The sequence below is a fragment of the Nitratiruptor sp. YY08-26 genome (assembly GCF_016593215.1).
GTDB classification, from domain to species: domain Bacteria; phylum Campylobacterota; class Campylobacteria; order Campylobacterales; family Nitratiruptoraceae; genus Nitratiruptor; species Nitratiruptor tergarcus.
The window spans coordinates 1,660,729-1,672,963 of record NZ_AP023063.1; the positions used below are offsets into that span (position 1 = coordinate 1,660,729).

Genomic DNA, 12,235 nt, shown 5'->3' on the forward strand with positions numbered 1-12,235 from the left:
TACTTAAGTTAACAATTGCTTTTGATGAGAGACTTAATCTCTTTTGCCACTTTTTCGACACTCAAGTTGCGTAAAAAGTCGGTTTTTGGCAACTGATTTTGCAAAATCCCTTCTTGCAACCGTATCTTCGAGAAATCTCCAATATGCACTACTCCTGCTCTTTGCAAAATCTTCTCATATGCTTCATCATGACCAAAATAGATTGTTTTTGCACCAGTTGCAGCAGCTTCTAGTGCACTTTGCGCTGAATGAGAAATAAAAAGTGCAGCACTCTGTAAAATTTCTGGATAATCCTCAGCATCATAAATATTTTTGAAATAATTCTTCACTTTTTCTGATATATCTACAAAAAAGTAAAAACCTTCTAAAAGATCTAATTCAAACTCTTTGAGGTCTTCACTTAGTGATACAATCTTTTTTTCGTAGTCACTATCACCATAAAAAAAGACTCTTTTTTCTTTCCTAAACTCCCCAAAATAGTCTCTATCAACCAATACACCATTTATAATTCGCTCACCAACCTTATGAGGTGAGATGAGAAACTCTCCTTCAATTGGCAAAGCATCAGGATCATAACTGATACGGAAGAATTTTCCAAAATATTGGATCATCTCCTGATGAATTGTAGGATTGTGCTCATCACTATCGTATATAATAATATCGCCTCTTTCGCAAATTGTTCCAATATTACGAAAATCCTCTATGCCTACAGCCTTTTTTGCTCCCAAAACACGCTTTGCATATGTTGCAGAGCGAAACTCTGTTGTCATAAGATATGTATCAAATTCGCTAAACTCTTTAAGTAGCGCCACTGTGCGGCGTAATCTATCAAGCCCTGTTCTGTTATCTGTTTGTGCATAGAAATAGATTGTCATTTCTTCCCTTTTTCTCTCATTTTGATGTAGATATGGAGTATCTCGATAGCTGCTGGAGTAATACCACTAATCTCGCTAGCAGCAAAGAGAGTAGGAGGCTTAAATTTTTTAAGCTTCTCTTTGACTTCGTTACTCAATCCACTAATAGCATCAATATCGAGATCTTCAGGAATTTTTACACTTAAAAGCTGCTCCATACGTGCAATCTGCTCTTTTTGTTTTTTTATGTATTGGTGATATTTCGCTTCAATCAAAATCTGCTCTTTTGCTTCTTCACTAAAATCTTTAATCATTGGAGCTAGTTTTTCTAACTTTTCAATCGTAAATCCAGCACGCGCAGCGATATTTTTCAGGCTAGTCTTATCTGTAATTTTCTCTTCCCCTATCTCTTGCAAAAAGTGCAGATTCTCTTTTGTAGGAGTGAGAAAATTTTCTTCAAGATAGGCTATCCCTTTTTCTATCTCTTCACGCTTTTTCATCATTTTTCCATAAGTATCTTCATCAATGAGGCCAAGTCTATGCCCATAGGGCATAAGGCGCAAGTCTGCATTATCTTCACGCAGCAACAGGCGAAACTCCGCACGACTCGTAAACATACGATACGGCTCTTTCGTACCTTTTGTAACCAAGTCATCTATAAGTACACCAATATATGCTTCATCTCTGCGTAAAATAAGTGGCTCTTCTCCTTTAATGGCCAGGGCTGCATTGATACCAGCCATAAGTCCCTGTGCAGCAGCCTCTTCATAGCCAGTGGTACCATTTATTTGCCCTGCAAGGTAGAGGTTTTTTACCTTTTTTGTCTCTAATGAGTGTCTAAGCTCAGTAGGATCTACATAATCATACTCTATTGCATATCCATAGCGTACAGGCTGTGCATGCTCTAGCCCTTTGATAGATCGAATCATCTCTAGCTGCACATCAGGCGGCAAGGAGGTACTGAGGCCATTGATATAGTACTCTGTGGCTTCTAATGTTTGAGGCTCAACAAAGACATGGTGGCGCTCTTTGTCGCGAAATCTATAAATCTTATCTTCAATACTTGGGCAATATCTAGGTCCAACACCTTCAATTTGACCAGTAAAAAGAGGAGCTCTATGAAAATTTGACTCAATAATCTCATGGGTACGCTCATTGGTGTAGGTTACATAGCAAGGAAGCTGCGTTGGTTTAAATGTAGATCTTGGAGTACGAAAGCTAAAAGGAATTGGATTCTCATCTCCAGGCTGGATCTCCATCTTGCTAAAATCTATCGTTTTTGCATCGATTCTCGCACAAGTTCCAGTTTTGAGTCTTCCCATTGTAAGACCTAAAGATTTGAGAGAATCACTCAAAACATTAGATGCAAATTCTCCAGCCCTTCCCGCTTCTTGACGAATCTCACCTATATGAATGAGTCCACGCAAAAACGTCCCAGTAGTAACAATCACCTTTTTTGCATGATAGACATTCCCTAAATTTGTCTCTACCCCAACAACACTGTCACCTTTAGTCAGAAGCCTCTCTACCATCTCCTGCTTTACTTCCAAATTTGGGGTATTGAGTACTATTGTTCGCATAAAGATGCGGTATCTATCCATATCGATTTGGGCTCTGCTGCCTCTGACTGCAGGACCTTTGGAGGCGTTGAGTATACGAAATTGAATACCCGTTTTATCTGTAGTAAGTCCCATCTGTCCGCCAAGTGCATCGATCTCTTTGACAAGATGCCCTTTAGCAAGCCCTCCAATAGCAGGATTACAGCTAGCAGCCCCAATTTGCTCTGCTAAAATGGTTATCATGAGCGTCTTCATTCCCATCTTAGCAGTTGCGAGAGCAGCCTCTATCCCAGCGTGCCCTCCACCAATGACAATCACATCATATTTCATACAGCTTCACTCCAAAATGCGTTATAATAGTTGGACTATTTATACTATAGAAACTACCAAAAATCAAGGCACTATATGTTTACTGGTCTCATTCGAGAAATCGCCACAGTCAAAACATTTGATGGAAAAAATCTTCGCATTCATGCTCAATATCGTCCAAAAATTGGAGATTCTATTGCCATCAATGGAGCGTGTCTAAGTGTCACACAACTTCATAGTGATGGATTTACTGTAGAGCTTGGAGATGAGACGAGATCCATAATAGCACTAGAAAACTATAAAGATAGAGTCCATATAGAACCTGCCATGCGTCTTAGTGATAGACTCGAAGGACATATTGTCCAGGGACATATCGATTGTGTTGGCACTATTACTCAAATTATCCCCCACACCAACGCAACAGATTTTCATATAAAAGTTCCAAAAAAATATATCAAATTCATCATACCAAAAGGCAGCATTGCTATTGATGGAGTGAGCCTCACCATCAATAATGTGTATGAAGAGAGTTTTCGCCTTACAATCATTCCAATTACTATGCGTCACACCCTCTTTTCTACATATAAAATAGGTCGCAGAGTCAATATCGAAACAGATATGTTTGCACGCTATCTCTATTATATGTTTAAAAAAGAAAAAGCAGTTGATTGGCAAACAATTGAGCATATCCAAGCTCTCTTTTAGGAGTATACATGCGCCTTTTCTTAGCCTCTTTTGCAAAACTACATGATTATGTAGGAATTAAAAACAGTTTCTCTTTTTTAAAAGGTAAATGGGTAGAAAAACGTAATCTCCATCTCACTTATCTCTTTTTAGGAGAGGTGGCAACGCCTGTGCTGCTGAAAAAACAGCTCCAACAAATTACCTATGAGCATAAAAGAGTACCTATTCAAGGAATAGGTTTTTTTGGAACCCCTGCCAAAGTACTCTACGCAAAAGCGTATGATGAGGAGATTATTAAACTTCATCACAAAATTTTAGATGCTTTACAAAAAGAAGATGACAAACCTTTTTTGCCCCATATTACACTTTGCCGCATAAAAGAGTTGAAAAACTTTGAAAAATTTCTCCAAACTATACGCAAATATGAGCACAAAAACCTTGGCTTTTTGGAATTAGAACTTCATCTCATTGAAAGCCATCTTACACCTAAAGGGCCAATCTATAAATCTATCCACACCTTTTAGGATCATAGTGCACCGCTAGCCAAAGGGATCCAGGAGTAACAGAGAGTAAAGAGTGTGACGTGTTAGCAGGAATGAAGAGTGAATCTCCTGCTCCAAGTTCATAAATTCTCTCATGCATCTGCAGTTTGGCTTTTCCTTTGAGCAGTACTACCCACTCATCTTTTGTATCAATAAACTCTTTAGGTGTTGCAACTTCGCCGCTTATTATGCGTACAATCTCTATTGCATCTGTTTTATGGAGTGTTGTAAAGACCTCATCCTCTTTTGAAACCTCTCCATCAAAAATATTCACTCTTTAAAATCCTCTTCACTAAATTTTTCTACTTGATATGTATAAATCTCTGGATGATATTCAAGACAGTTTGCTGGCAATCCAGCTTTCATACAAAGATGTGCGAAAAACTGATCAAAATCTCTCAACTCCTCCCAAACTTGTGGTAAAAAGGTAGCCTGGCGACCATCGAGCTTGAGCACCACTCCATCTACTAGTGGACGAATTTTTTTGCGAAGATCTTCAATATCTGTATATGTAAGTGGCTGAGGCTCACTCAAGAGCGAAATCTCAATAGTAATTGCATCAAACTCTTCAGGGCTCAAAGGTGGAAACCGCGGATCTCCAAAAGCTGCTGCTTTTGCATTTTCAATCAAATCATCAATCAAAGGCCTGTAAGCTACCAAAGATCCTATGCATCCGCGCAGTGAGCTACGCTCATTTATAGTCACAAAGACTGCACCAGGCTGAGCAAGTCTTGGAAACATAGCAATGAGTCTTTTCTTTACATCATCTGTGAGCTCTTTATGCCCTAAAAACTCCTCTTTTATTGCAATTCTGGCAATATTGAGCATCGTTCTTTTAAGATTTTCGTCAAGCATCATTCTCTCCTCTATAAATTAATCTATTACGCCCACTCTTTTTTGCTTGATAAAGGGCTTTGTCTGTACGCTTGTAGAGACCTTCTATACTCTCACCCTCTTTATATTTTGCTACACCAATACTTATAGTTACCTTTTTGTCAATCTCATCAAAAGAGTGCTGAGCGATTTTTTGACGTATATGATCCAATTTGTCAAGAACTTTTTGAATATCATTTGTTGCAAAAATAATCAAAAACTCTTCACCACCTATACGAAAAATGGAATCACTTTTCCTTAACTCCTGCTTTAAAATAGTCGCAATCTCTCTTAGAACAAGGTCCCCCTTATCATGGCCGTAAGTATCATTGATTGACTTAAAATAATCAATATCGATCATAGCAAAAAGGAAATCATTGCCCAAAAGTATTACCTCTTGGACTTTCTCTGCTGCACTCTTTTCAAAAAAATAGCGATTATATACTTTCGTCAAAGGATCTCTAATAGCAAGTTCTTGTAAAACTTGCTGTTTTTTGAAACTATTTGTAACATCGATAAATATAACAACAAAATCTTTTTCATCTATCCTGTTTGCTTTTACTTGAAAAATATACTCTCTGTTTTTATAGTGAATTTTGACATACGATGGCCGATCTTTGTGCTCAAGGAGATATTCAGTCCATTTCTTACCATGCATAACCGATGAGATAAATCCCTCCTCTTCAACAAAAAAATCACAGATACACTCGTGCTCTTGTAAAAACTCTTGTAAATTTTTATACTCATTGAAATATTGAAAAAATACTGCATTTGCATATTTCATATTTTTACCATCATTGATAATGACAATCTCTTGTAACTTATCGAGAATATTGTAAAAATATTGTAGCTGCCTCTTTTGTTGTCGACTTTTCTCCCTTTCAAAAAGAATTGTAAGTAACACCAGTGCTAAAGTAAGCAAAAATGCCACTATTGCTATTCGTAGTATTATTGAGTTACTTACATAATTGGCAACAATTTGGCTCTTCTTCTTGCCATATATAATCCATCCCAAAGTTTTGTTTTCCATATTTTTAATGGGATAGCGAAAGATGATTATGCCATCTTTTTCAAGAGGATTTTGCAATGCTATAAAATGGCTTACATCTACATTAGCAAGTACTTGTAAAAAATCTTTATTGGGATGCTTAGCTACTACTTTATATTTTTGGATATCCTTTTTAATCTCTGTTGCAAAATCAAAATATTTTTTATCTAATAACACAATAGAGAGTATGCCAAATCTTTGGAGATCTTTGATAATAGAATTGAATTGGCTCTGCGCTTCAAGATAGCCAAGTAAGGAGCCACTGTTCTTGATAGGTACAAAAGAGGCGAAATGTATTCCATAGCAATCAATAATTATATCTGTCTGCAAAGGCTTTTTTAGCTTATCCAATTTTTCACAATGAGGAGAAGATATTTTAAATGTTGCATAGAGAACCTTTCCGTTCCTATCAAAAAGTTTAAAATGAATATTTTTATAAAGAGTAAATTGACGCAACTGTCGTGATAATATATGTAGATCTAAAGGAGTATTATGAAGGAAAAACTCTCTTATATCTTTGTGGTAACTTGTTGCAATGCCAAGTCCCATAGTAGATGATTGTTTGAGTTTTATCTCATTTTCTATCTCAAGAGATGTTTGATAGATATATTTTTGAATAAATGAAGTTTCAATCTCTTTCAGATTTTCATATGCTAGAACAAAAAATATTATAATAACTACTACAACAATACTATATCTTCTCAAACATATCGTCCCTAAGAGGTTTGGCTGTGCTGCGTTTTTTCTTCATTTCCATATCAATTTTCTTAAGCGGAAGCTCTTTTTTGCTAGCGATAGTTATCTTTTTAATCCCCTCTCTCTCCAGCTCATAGATATTTAATCCTACTTCAAACATTGCGAGCCTTACAGGAGTAGCTATCGAATATGTCGTCACAACTCCTTCTTCACTCAATAATTTTGCTATATCACTAAAATACTCTACCGTCCATAGCAATGGATTTTTTTTTGGACTAAATGCATCTTGATACACTATATCAATATCATGTAAATTTTTCACATATGCTCGTGCATCACCAATATAGAGCTCTACTCTTATATTCTTGCTTTTATAAACTTTATTTTCAATTAATTGCAATAATATCTCTCGATAGTGCTTTAGTGGTTTTGGATAAGAAAAATCTTTTAATTGCTCTAAAAGCTGGCTATCAAGTTCTGGAGAAAAGATCTCAATAGATTGGATATTATGCGAGCCATGTAAAAAATAGTCAATTGTAGTAAGAGTATTAATTCCTAAGCCAAAGCAGATATCGAGAATGCGAAAGTGAGGTTTTTGTACAAGAGAAAATGCAGGTTTTACATGTTTAAAAAGTGCTTCAGTCAGTGCACCATCTTGGAGCGAGTGGTAACACTCATCATACTCTTTTGAATAAAGCGTTATTGTACCATCAGCACTAAGTCGAGGCTCATACTTCATCAATTAATTCTTTGAACCTTTCAGGAGGTCTTCCAAGTATAGCTTTATCACCTTTTATAAGAATTGGGCGCTCAATGAGGCGAGGATGTTCACACATCGCTTTGAGTATCTCCTCTTCATTCGCATCCTTGAGATTGAGCTCGCGAAAAAGTTTCTCTTTTTTTCGCACCAATTCACTCGGTTTCATTCCCAACTTATTGAGTACATCTTGCAACTCTTCACATGTTGGAGGATTATCTATATAGCGTCTTACCTCTACATCAAGCCCTTCTAGCAGTTTAAAACCCTCTCTACTTTTAGCACATCGTGGATTATGCCACAAAATATATTGCGCCATTATTTGCTCCTAGACAATTTCATCAAGTTCACGAAACATCATAGCTTCAATGATATCTTCTATACTCATCCCATTGTTAGCTAAGAGTGCACGAGCTCCCAACTCATAAGCTTCATCAAGCTCATCATCTTTTTTTGGCGTAATAATATAGTCAAAAAACTCATTTGCAAAATTTTCTTTAAATTGTATATTTTCTATTTGCATAGACTCACTTAATTTTACAAATGCAAAACTTTTTGCATCTGCAATTGTACAAACTAAGCTCTCTTGATTGTTGATACTTTCTACAGGTATAACCACAAGCATACTACTCTCCGATAACTACTACACTTTGAGGATCCACATCACATTTATGAATATCTATTGCACTAAGATCAAGTTTAAGATCTTCATTGTGCATAATATTGATACCCTTTTCAATTACATGTTTTGCAATTTTTTGTGCTTCATTTAAAGAATGCATGTAGCAACTTCCACACTGATAGATATTCAGTTCTGGTATATCTTCAATGCTTTTGAGAGCCAAAATATCTCGCATACTCTTTTCCCAGGCTTGTGCTACATCGAGTTCATTTGGCTTTCCAATAACACTCATATAAAATCCTGTACGACACCCCATTGGCGAAATATCTATAATTTCAACTGTATCACTATTGAGATGATCACGCATAAATCCTGCAAAAAGATGCTCTAAAGTATGTGTTCCTTTCACACTCATAATCTCTTTATTTGGATGACAAAATCGAAGATCATACACTGTGATTGCATCACCACAAGGTGTTACCATCTCTTTGGCTTTTCGCACAGCAGGTGCAGGCATTTTGGTATGATCTACCAGAAAACTCTCTAATAACGGCATAAATTTTCCTTTGAAATTAAAAATGATCCATGATAGTATTTGTGGATTGATTTTTCGCATCTAAAACATTTTGGAGGGCTTTAGCAATAATATCTTCAGAGTCTAATCTCTCTTTACAAGCAACTCCTATTGCAATTTTTGCCTGTGGATACATCTTTTCAAGAACATAGAGAATCTTATTTCCAACTACAACAAATGAATCAGGCCTATTCATAAAAAAAAGTACTGCACTGTAATACTCATCTATTTCGACTACTCTATCTGCACATCTCATATTTGACCTGATAATCTTTGCTATATCATCACGTGCATTACAATATACAAGCATAAGGCAGTAAGGAAGTTCGTATCTACTAGAGATACATTCGAACATCCTTGCCTCTTCCTGTACTTTTGTTTTGATAGTAGAGTAGATATAGCTCATTGCTATACGCCGGCCTCTTCTCTTCTTTGTAGGTACTCCCAGCGTGTATCAACTGCTTTTTGCCAGAGATCAATAATGTGTCTATTTTCTGGTTTGAAAAGGTGTCTAAATCTTGGCTGTGCAGCAAGATACTCTTCTACTGGAATTTTATTTTTTGGTCTATATGTAATGTTGAGTTTTGTACTATAGATAATTCCATGCTCATCTCGCTCATTGATAATCTCATAGAGTGGCCATACACAGCTATCCACTCCAAGATCACTCACTTCAATTGTATCTTCTGGAGCATGCTTCCACTCTGTTGTACATGCACTTTGCGCATTAATATAAACCGGTCCATAGACCTCAAAACCTTTTTGCACCTTTTTGACTAAATCTTTCCATTTACTAGGACTTACTTGTGCAACATATGGCGCACCATGGTCTGCCATGATCTCTACCATACTCTTTTTCATCATCTTCTCACCATAGCTCACACTTCCAGCTGGACTTGTAGTTGTACTTGCACCAATTGGAGTAGATGAACTTCTCTGTCCTCCAGTATTTGCATAGACTTCATTATCAAGGCAGACATACATAAAATTGTGTCCTCTCTCAAAAGCTCCACTCAAAGACTGAAAACCGATATCATATGTTCCACCATCACCTGCAAAAGCTACAACTTTTGGCTCTCTTCCCTCATCTACCATTTTTTGTGTAGCAGGTGGGAGTTTTCCTTTTTTCTTCATTACCTCATATGCTGCACTCACAGTCGCTGCTGCTACTGCTGCATTTTCAAAACCGATATGGATCCAGCTTACATCCCAGCTTGTTTTGGGATATACTGCAGTACATACTTCCAAACATCCTGTTGCTGTTGCAACGATAACAGGATCATCTGTAGCATTAAGTACTTCACGTACAATGATATTATGCGAACACCCAGGACACATTAAATTAGCACCCTCAAATCTATCATTTGAGAGTGAAAACTCTTTTAAGTTCTTAATCTTCTTTACCATATCATCCCCCTCTTAATAAAACGATAGCTTAGGACCTCTAAGTCCTAAAAATTGCTGCAATGGTACAACTGCTTCACCAGCTTTTGCACACTTATCAAGATCTTCATATACTTCTTTGAGCATATTAATAGTTGTATCACGCCCTCCAAGCCCATAGATATAGTTCAACATGATAGGCGCTTTTCCATGAGCCATAAGTGCAGCACTAATTTCATTAAAGAGTGCACCAAATGTTCCGCCAGGAGCACTTCTATCCATAGCTGCAACTGCTTTAACATTACTGAGAGCCTCTGCCACTTCTTTGAAAGGAAATGGTCGAAGAACTCTAAGGCTTACAACACCAGCTTTAACACCTTTCTCTCTCATCTGATCCGCTGCAATTCTCGCACTTTCAACAGTTGTCCCAAGAGCAAAAATAGCTACCTCAGCATCATCCATCTTGTATGTATAAACAAGGTCATACTCTCTGCCAGTTCTCTCTTTAAACTCACCAAATACCTTTTTAATCGTATCAAATGAGTTTATAAGATCATGGTGTTGGCGCGCTTTATGCTCAAAGTGCCAATCCTCTTCAGTTTGCACACCGTGTGTCACAGGATTTGCAACATCAAGCATCGTATTTACTGGTTTATATTCACCTACAAACTCTGCTGCCTCTTCATCTTGCAAAGGTCGTACATTTTGTGCAGTATGAGAACAGATAAAACCATCTTGATGTACCATTACTGGAAGGCGGACATTTAGATCTTCACCAATCTTAAACGCCATTAATGTTAAATCGTATGCTTCTTGTGGATTGTATGAGCATAGATTGATCCATCCAGCATCTCGTCCAAGATACATATCAGAGTGATCTCCGTTGACATTCAGTGGGGCTGCAAGAGCCCTATTTACTACCGCCAAAACGATTGGGAGCCTCATACCACTTGCTTGATAGAGTACTTCAACCATCAAAGCAAACCCTTGGGAGCTTGTAGCAGTTGCAGCTCTTACTCCTGCAGCACTTGCAGCCACACAGCCACTCATAGCAGAGTGTTCAGATTCCACCATAATAAATTCGCCATCTACATATCCATCAGCTAAAAACTTTGAGTAGTTTTGTACAATTGGTGTAGATGGAGTAATTGGGTAGGCTGCTACGATATCTACCTGCGCTTGTCTAAGGGCATGCGCAGCAGCCATATTCCCATCCCAAACTTCTATTTCATTGAGCTCATACTTTTTTGCCATTTGCTATCCTTTACTTCTTCTCTTCTTTTTTTGGCCACATATTAAGTGCTTCATTGTTATCCATATGCTCTGGAAACATTAATAGAGATTTCGGATTTGTTGGACACACCTCAACACAAATTCCACACCCTTTGCAGTGCTCATAAATTACACCTATCATCTTTTTATCCCGACTTAAAATCGAAATATCAGGACAAAATACCCAGCAAAATTGACAATCGATACAGAGATCCCTATTGTAAACAGGTTTTTCAACCCGCCAATCGCCCACTTGCCACTCATGTGAATTTGTAGGCGCATATGGTCTCTCTTCTTCTGGCACCTCTACTACATTTTCTACTGGTTCAGTAAAAGAGAAAAGGGAAGCTCCAGGAATAATCTCATTCCACCCTAAATCTTTTATCTCATCAATACTTTTAACTTCTTTGAGATCTTTTGCCATCATCTATCCTTTATTTCACTTCGTTGTAAGCACGCTCAATTGCAGCCATATTTGCATCAATTATCTTTTGAGGAAATTTTGCTAAAACTTTTTTCATTGCATTTTGAAAATAGTCAAGCTCAAACATTCCAGACACTTTCATCAATGCCCCAAGCATTGGTGCATTGGGAATTGCTCTTCCAATAGTATCGAGTGAAATTTGCATACAATCAACTACATAAACATCTTTTCCCTGTAGTTTTGGTTGAGAATTTAGAAGTTCCTCTTTTGAGAGGTGTGTTGTAATAATATATTTTGTACTCTCTTTCTCATTTGCAGTAATATCTGCTGTATATGTGAGGCCTGGATCTATTACGAGCACATAGTCTGGTCTCATAAATTTTTCGTGATTGAGAATAGGCTGATCATCTACTCTATTATACGCAGTCATTGCAGCGCCACGCTTTGCCGAACCATAAAAAGCAAATGCTTGTACAAATTTTCCTGTATTTGCAACAACATCTGCAAGGCCTTTTGCCCCTGTCACGGCACCTTGTCCTGCGCGACTATGCCATCTTATTTCTAACATTGTTTCTCCCTCTTGCAATTTTGATACTAAATTGTAATCAACTCCATCTTAAATAACTATTAGAACCTAT

At 37.3% G+C, this 12,235-nt stretch carries 16 protein-coding genes; 2 read left to right on the plus strand and 14 right to left on the minus strand.

Annotated elements, in window-relative coordinates; all coding sequences use genetic code 11:
• Positions 1-8: 8 nt before the first annotated feature.
• Positions 9-875, minus strand: coding sequence for a hypothetical protein (locus JG738_RS08925; RefSeq protein ID WP_201337563.1), 867 nt, complete (start codon positions 873-875; stop codon positions 9-11).
• Positions 872-2,743, minus strand: coding sequence for a tRNA uridine-5-carboxymethylaminomethyl(34) synthesis enzyme MnmG (gene mnmG / locus JG738_RS08930; RefSeq protein ID WP_201337564.1), 1,872 nt, complete (start codon positions 2,741-2,743; stop codon positions 872-874). The genes JG738_RS08925 and mnmG overlap by 4 nt, the downstream gene beginning before the upstream one ends.
• 75 nt (positions 2,744-2,818) lie before the next feature.
• Here mnmG and ribE point away from each other — a divergent pair, with 75 nt between their 5' ends.
• Positions 2,819-3,427 (plus strand): riboflavin synthase, encoded by a 609-nt coding sequence (ribE, locus tag JG738_RS08935; protein WP_201337565.1) that lies wholly within the window; start codon positions 2,819-2,821, stop codon positions 3,425-3,427.
• Positions 3,428-3,435: 8 nt separating this feature from the next.
• Positions 3,436-3,930, plus strand: a complete 495-nt coding sequence (gene thpR / locus JG738_RS08940; RefSeq protein WP_201337566.1) for an RNA 2',3'-cyclic phosphodiesterase — start codon at positions 3,436-3,438, stop codon at positions 3,928-3,930.
• Here thpR and JG738_RS08945 read toward each other — a convergent pair.
• The 12 genes from JG738_RS08945 to JG738_RS09000 are packed head-to-tail and all read right to left on the minus strand — an operon-like array spanning position 3,914 to position 12,165.
• Positions 3,914-4,222 (minus strand): cupin domain-containing protein, encoded by a 309-nt coding sequence (locus JG738_RS08945; RefSeq protein ID WP_201337567.1) that lies wholly within the window; start codon positions 4,220-4,222, stop codon positions 3,914-3,916. The two genes, thpR and JG738_RS08945, sit on opposite strands and share 17 nt — an antisense overlap.
• A complete protein-coding gene (amrA, locus tag JG738_RS08950) occupies positions 4,219-4,803 on the minus strand; it encodes an AmmeMemoRadiSam system protein A (protein WP_201338756.1) in 585 nt (194 codons plus the stop codon). Before amrA ends, JG738_RS08945 begins: the two co-directional genes overlap by 4 nt.
• Positions 4,796-6,574 (minus strand): GGDEF domain-containing protein, encoded by a 1,779-nt coding sequence (locus tag JG738_RS08955; RefSeq protein ID WP_201337568.1) that lies wholly within the window; start codon positions 6,572-6,574, stop codon positions 4,796-4,798. The genes amrA and JG738_RS08955 overlap by 8 nt, the downstream gene beginning before the upstream one ends.
• A complete protein-coding gene (locus JG738_RS08960) occupies positions 6,561-7,304 on the minus strand; it encodes a tRNA (5-methylaminomethyl-2-thiouridine)(34)-methyltransferase MnmD (protein WP_201337569.1) in 744 nt (247 codons plus the stop codon). The genes JG738_RS08955 and JG738_RS08960 overlap by 14 nt, the downstream gene beginning before the upstream one ends.
• Complete coding sequence (gene arsC, locus JG738_RS08965; RefSeq protein WP_201337570.1) at positions 7,294-7,641, minus strand: arsenate reductase (glutaredoxin); 348 nt, start codon at positions 7,639-7,641, stop codon at positions 7,294-7,296. Before arsC ends, JG738_RS08960 begins: the two co-directional genes overlap by 11 nt.
• 9 nt (positions 7,642-7,650) lie before the next feature.
• Positions 7,651-7,947, minus strand: a complete 297-nt coding sequence (locus JG738_RS08970; RefSeq protein ID WP_201337571.1) for a hypothetical protein — start codon at positions 7,945-7,947, stop codon at positions 7,651-7,653.
• Between the two features lies 1 nt (position 7,948).
• Entirely contained in the window at positions 7,949-8,500 is a 552-nt protein-coding gene (gene luxS, locus JG738_RS08975; RefSeq protein WP_084274723.1) for an S-ribosylhomocysteine lyase, read from the minus strand.
• Positions 8,501-8,516: 16 nt separating this feature from the next.
• The gene (locus tag JG738_RS08980; RefSeq protein WP_201337572.1) at positions 8,517-8,924 is read right to left on the minus strand and encodes a hypothetical protein; all 408 of its coding nucleotides are present in this window, start codon (positions 8,922-8,924) and stop codon (positions 8,517-8,519) included.
• Positions 8,925-8,926: 2 nt separating this feature from the next.
• The gene (locus JG738_RS08985) at positions 8,927-9,925 is read right to left on the minus strand and encodes a thiamine pyrophosphate-dependent enzyme (protein WP_201337573.1); all 999 of its coding nucleotides are present in this window, start codon (positions 9,923-9,925) and stop codon (positions 8,927-8,929) included.
• 12 nt (positions 9,926-9,937) lie between these two features.
• A complete protein-coding gene (locus JG738_RS08990; protein WP_201337574.1) occupies positions 9,938-11,155 on the minus strand; it encodes a 2-oxoacid:ferredoxin oxidoreductase subunit alpha in 1,218 nt (405 codons plus the stop codon).
• A 10-nt stretch (positions 11,156-11,165) separates the two neighbouring features.
• Complete coding sequence (locus JG738_RS08995; RefSeq protein WP_201337575.1) at positions 11,166-11,597, minus strand: 4Fe-4S dicluster-binding protein; 432 nt, start codon at positions 11,595-11,597, stop codon at positions 11,166-11,168.
• A 10-nt stretch (positions 11,598-11,607) separates the two neighbouring features.
• Positions 11,608-12,165 (minus strand): pyruvate flavodoxin oxidoreductase subunit gamma, encoded by a 558-nt coding sequence (locus JG738_RS09000; RefSeq protein ID WP_084274727.1) that lies wholly within the window; start codon positions 12,163-12,165, stop codon positions 11,608-11,610.
• Between the last annotated feature and the right edge of the window lie 70 nt (positions 12,166-12,235).

What these genes read in the sequence shown, in the direction of transcription:
- JG738_RS08925 (WP_201337563.1), bottom strand. Translation starts at nt 875, where the DNA reads ATGACAATCTATTTCTATGCACAAACAGATAACAGAACAGGGCTTGAT.
- mnmG (WP_201337564.1), bottom strand. Translation starts at nt 2,743, where the DNA reads ATGAAATATGATGTGATTGTCATTGGTGGAGGGCACGCTGGGATAGAG.
- ribE (WP_201337565.1), top strand. Translation starts at nt 2,819, where the DNA reads ATGTTTACTGGTCTCATTCGAGAAATCGCCACAGTCAAAACATTTGAT.
- thpR (WP_201337566.1), top strand. Translation starts at nt 3,436, where the DNA reads ATGCGCCTTTTCTTAGCCTCTTTTGCAAAACTACATGATTATGTAGGA.
- amrA (WP_201338756.1), bottom strand. Translation starts at nt 4,803, where the DNA reads ATGCTTGACGAAAATCTTAAAAGAACGATGCTCAATATTGCCAGAATT.
- JG738_RS08960 (WP_201337569.1), bottom strand. Translation starts at nt 7,304, where the DNA reads ATGAAGTATGAGCCTCGACTTAGTGCTGATGGTACAATAACGCTTTAT.
- arsC (WP_201337570.1), bottom strand. Translation starts at nt 7,641, where the DNA reads ATGGCGCAATATATTTTGTGGCATAATCCACGATGTGCTAAAAGTAGA.
- JG738_RS08970 (WP_201337571.1), bottom strand. Translation starts at nt 7,947, where the DNA reads ATGCTTGTGGTTATACCTGTAGAAAGTATCAACAATCAAGAGAGCTTA.
- luxS (WP_084274723.1), bottom strand. Translation starts at nt 8,500, where the DNA reads ATGCCGTTATTAGAGAGTTTTCTGGTAGATCATACCAAAATGCCTGCA.
- JG738_RS08980 (WP_201337572.1), bottom strand. Translation starts at nt 8,924, where the DNA reads ATGAGCTATATCTACTCTACTATCAAAACAAAAGTACAGGAAGAGGCA.
- JG738_RS08985 (WP_201337573.1), bottom strand. Translation starts at nt 9,925, where the DNA reads ATGGTAAAGAAGATTAAGAACTTAAAAGAGTTTTCACTCTCAAATGAT.
- JG738_RS08990 (WP_201337574.1), bottom strand. Translation starts at nt 11,155, where the DNA reads ATGGCAAAAAAGTATGAGCTCAATGAAATAGAAGTTTGGGATGGGAAT.
- JG738_RS08995 (WP_201337575.1), bottom strand. Translation starts at nt 11,597, where the DNA reads ATGGCAAAAGATCTCAAAGAAGTTAAAAGTATTGATGAGATAAAAGAT.
- JG738_RS09000 (WP_084274727.1), bottom strand. Translation starts at nt 12,165, where the DNA reads ATGTTAGAAATAAGATGGCATAGTCGCGCAGGACAAGGTGCCGTGACA.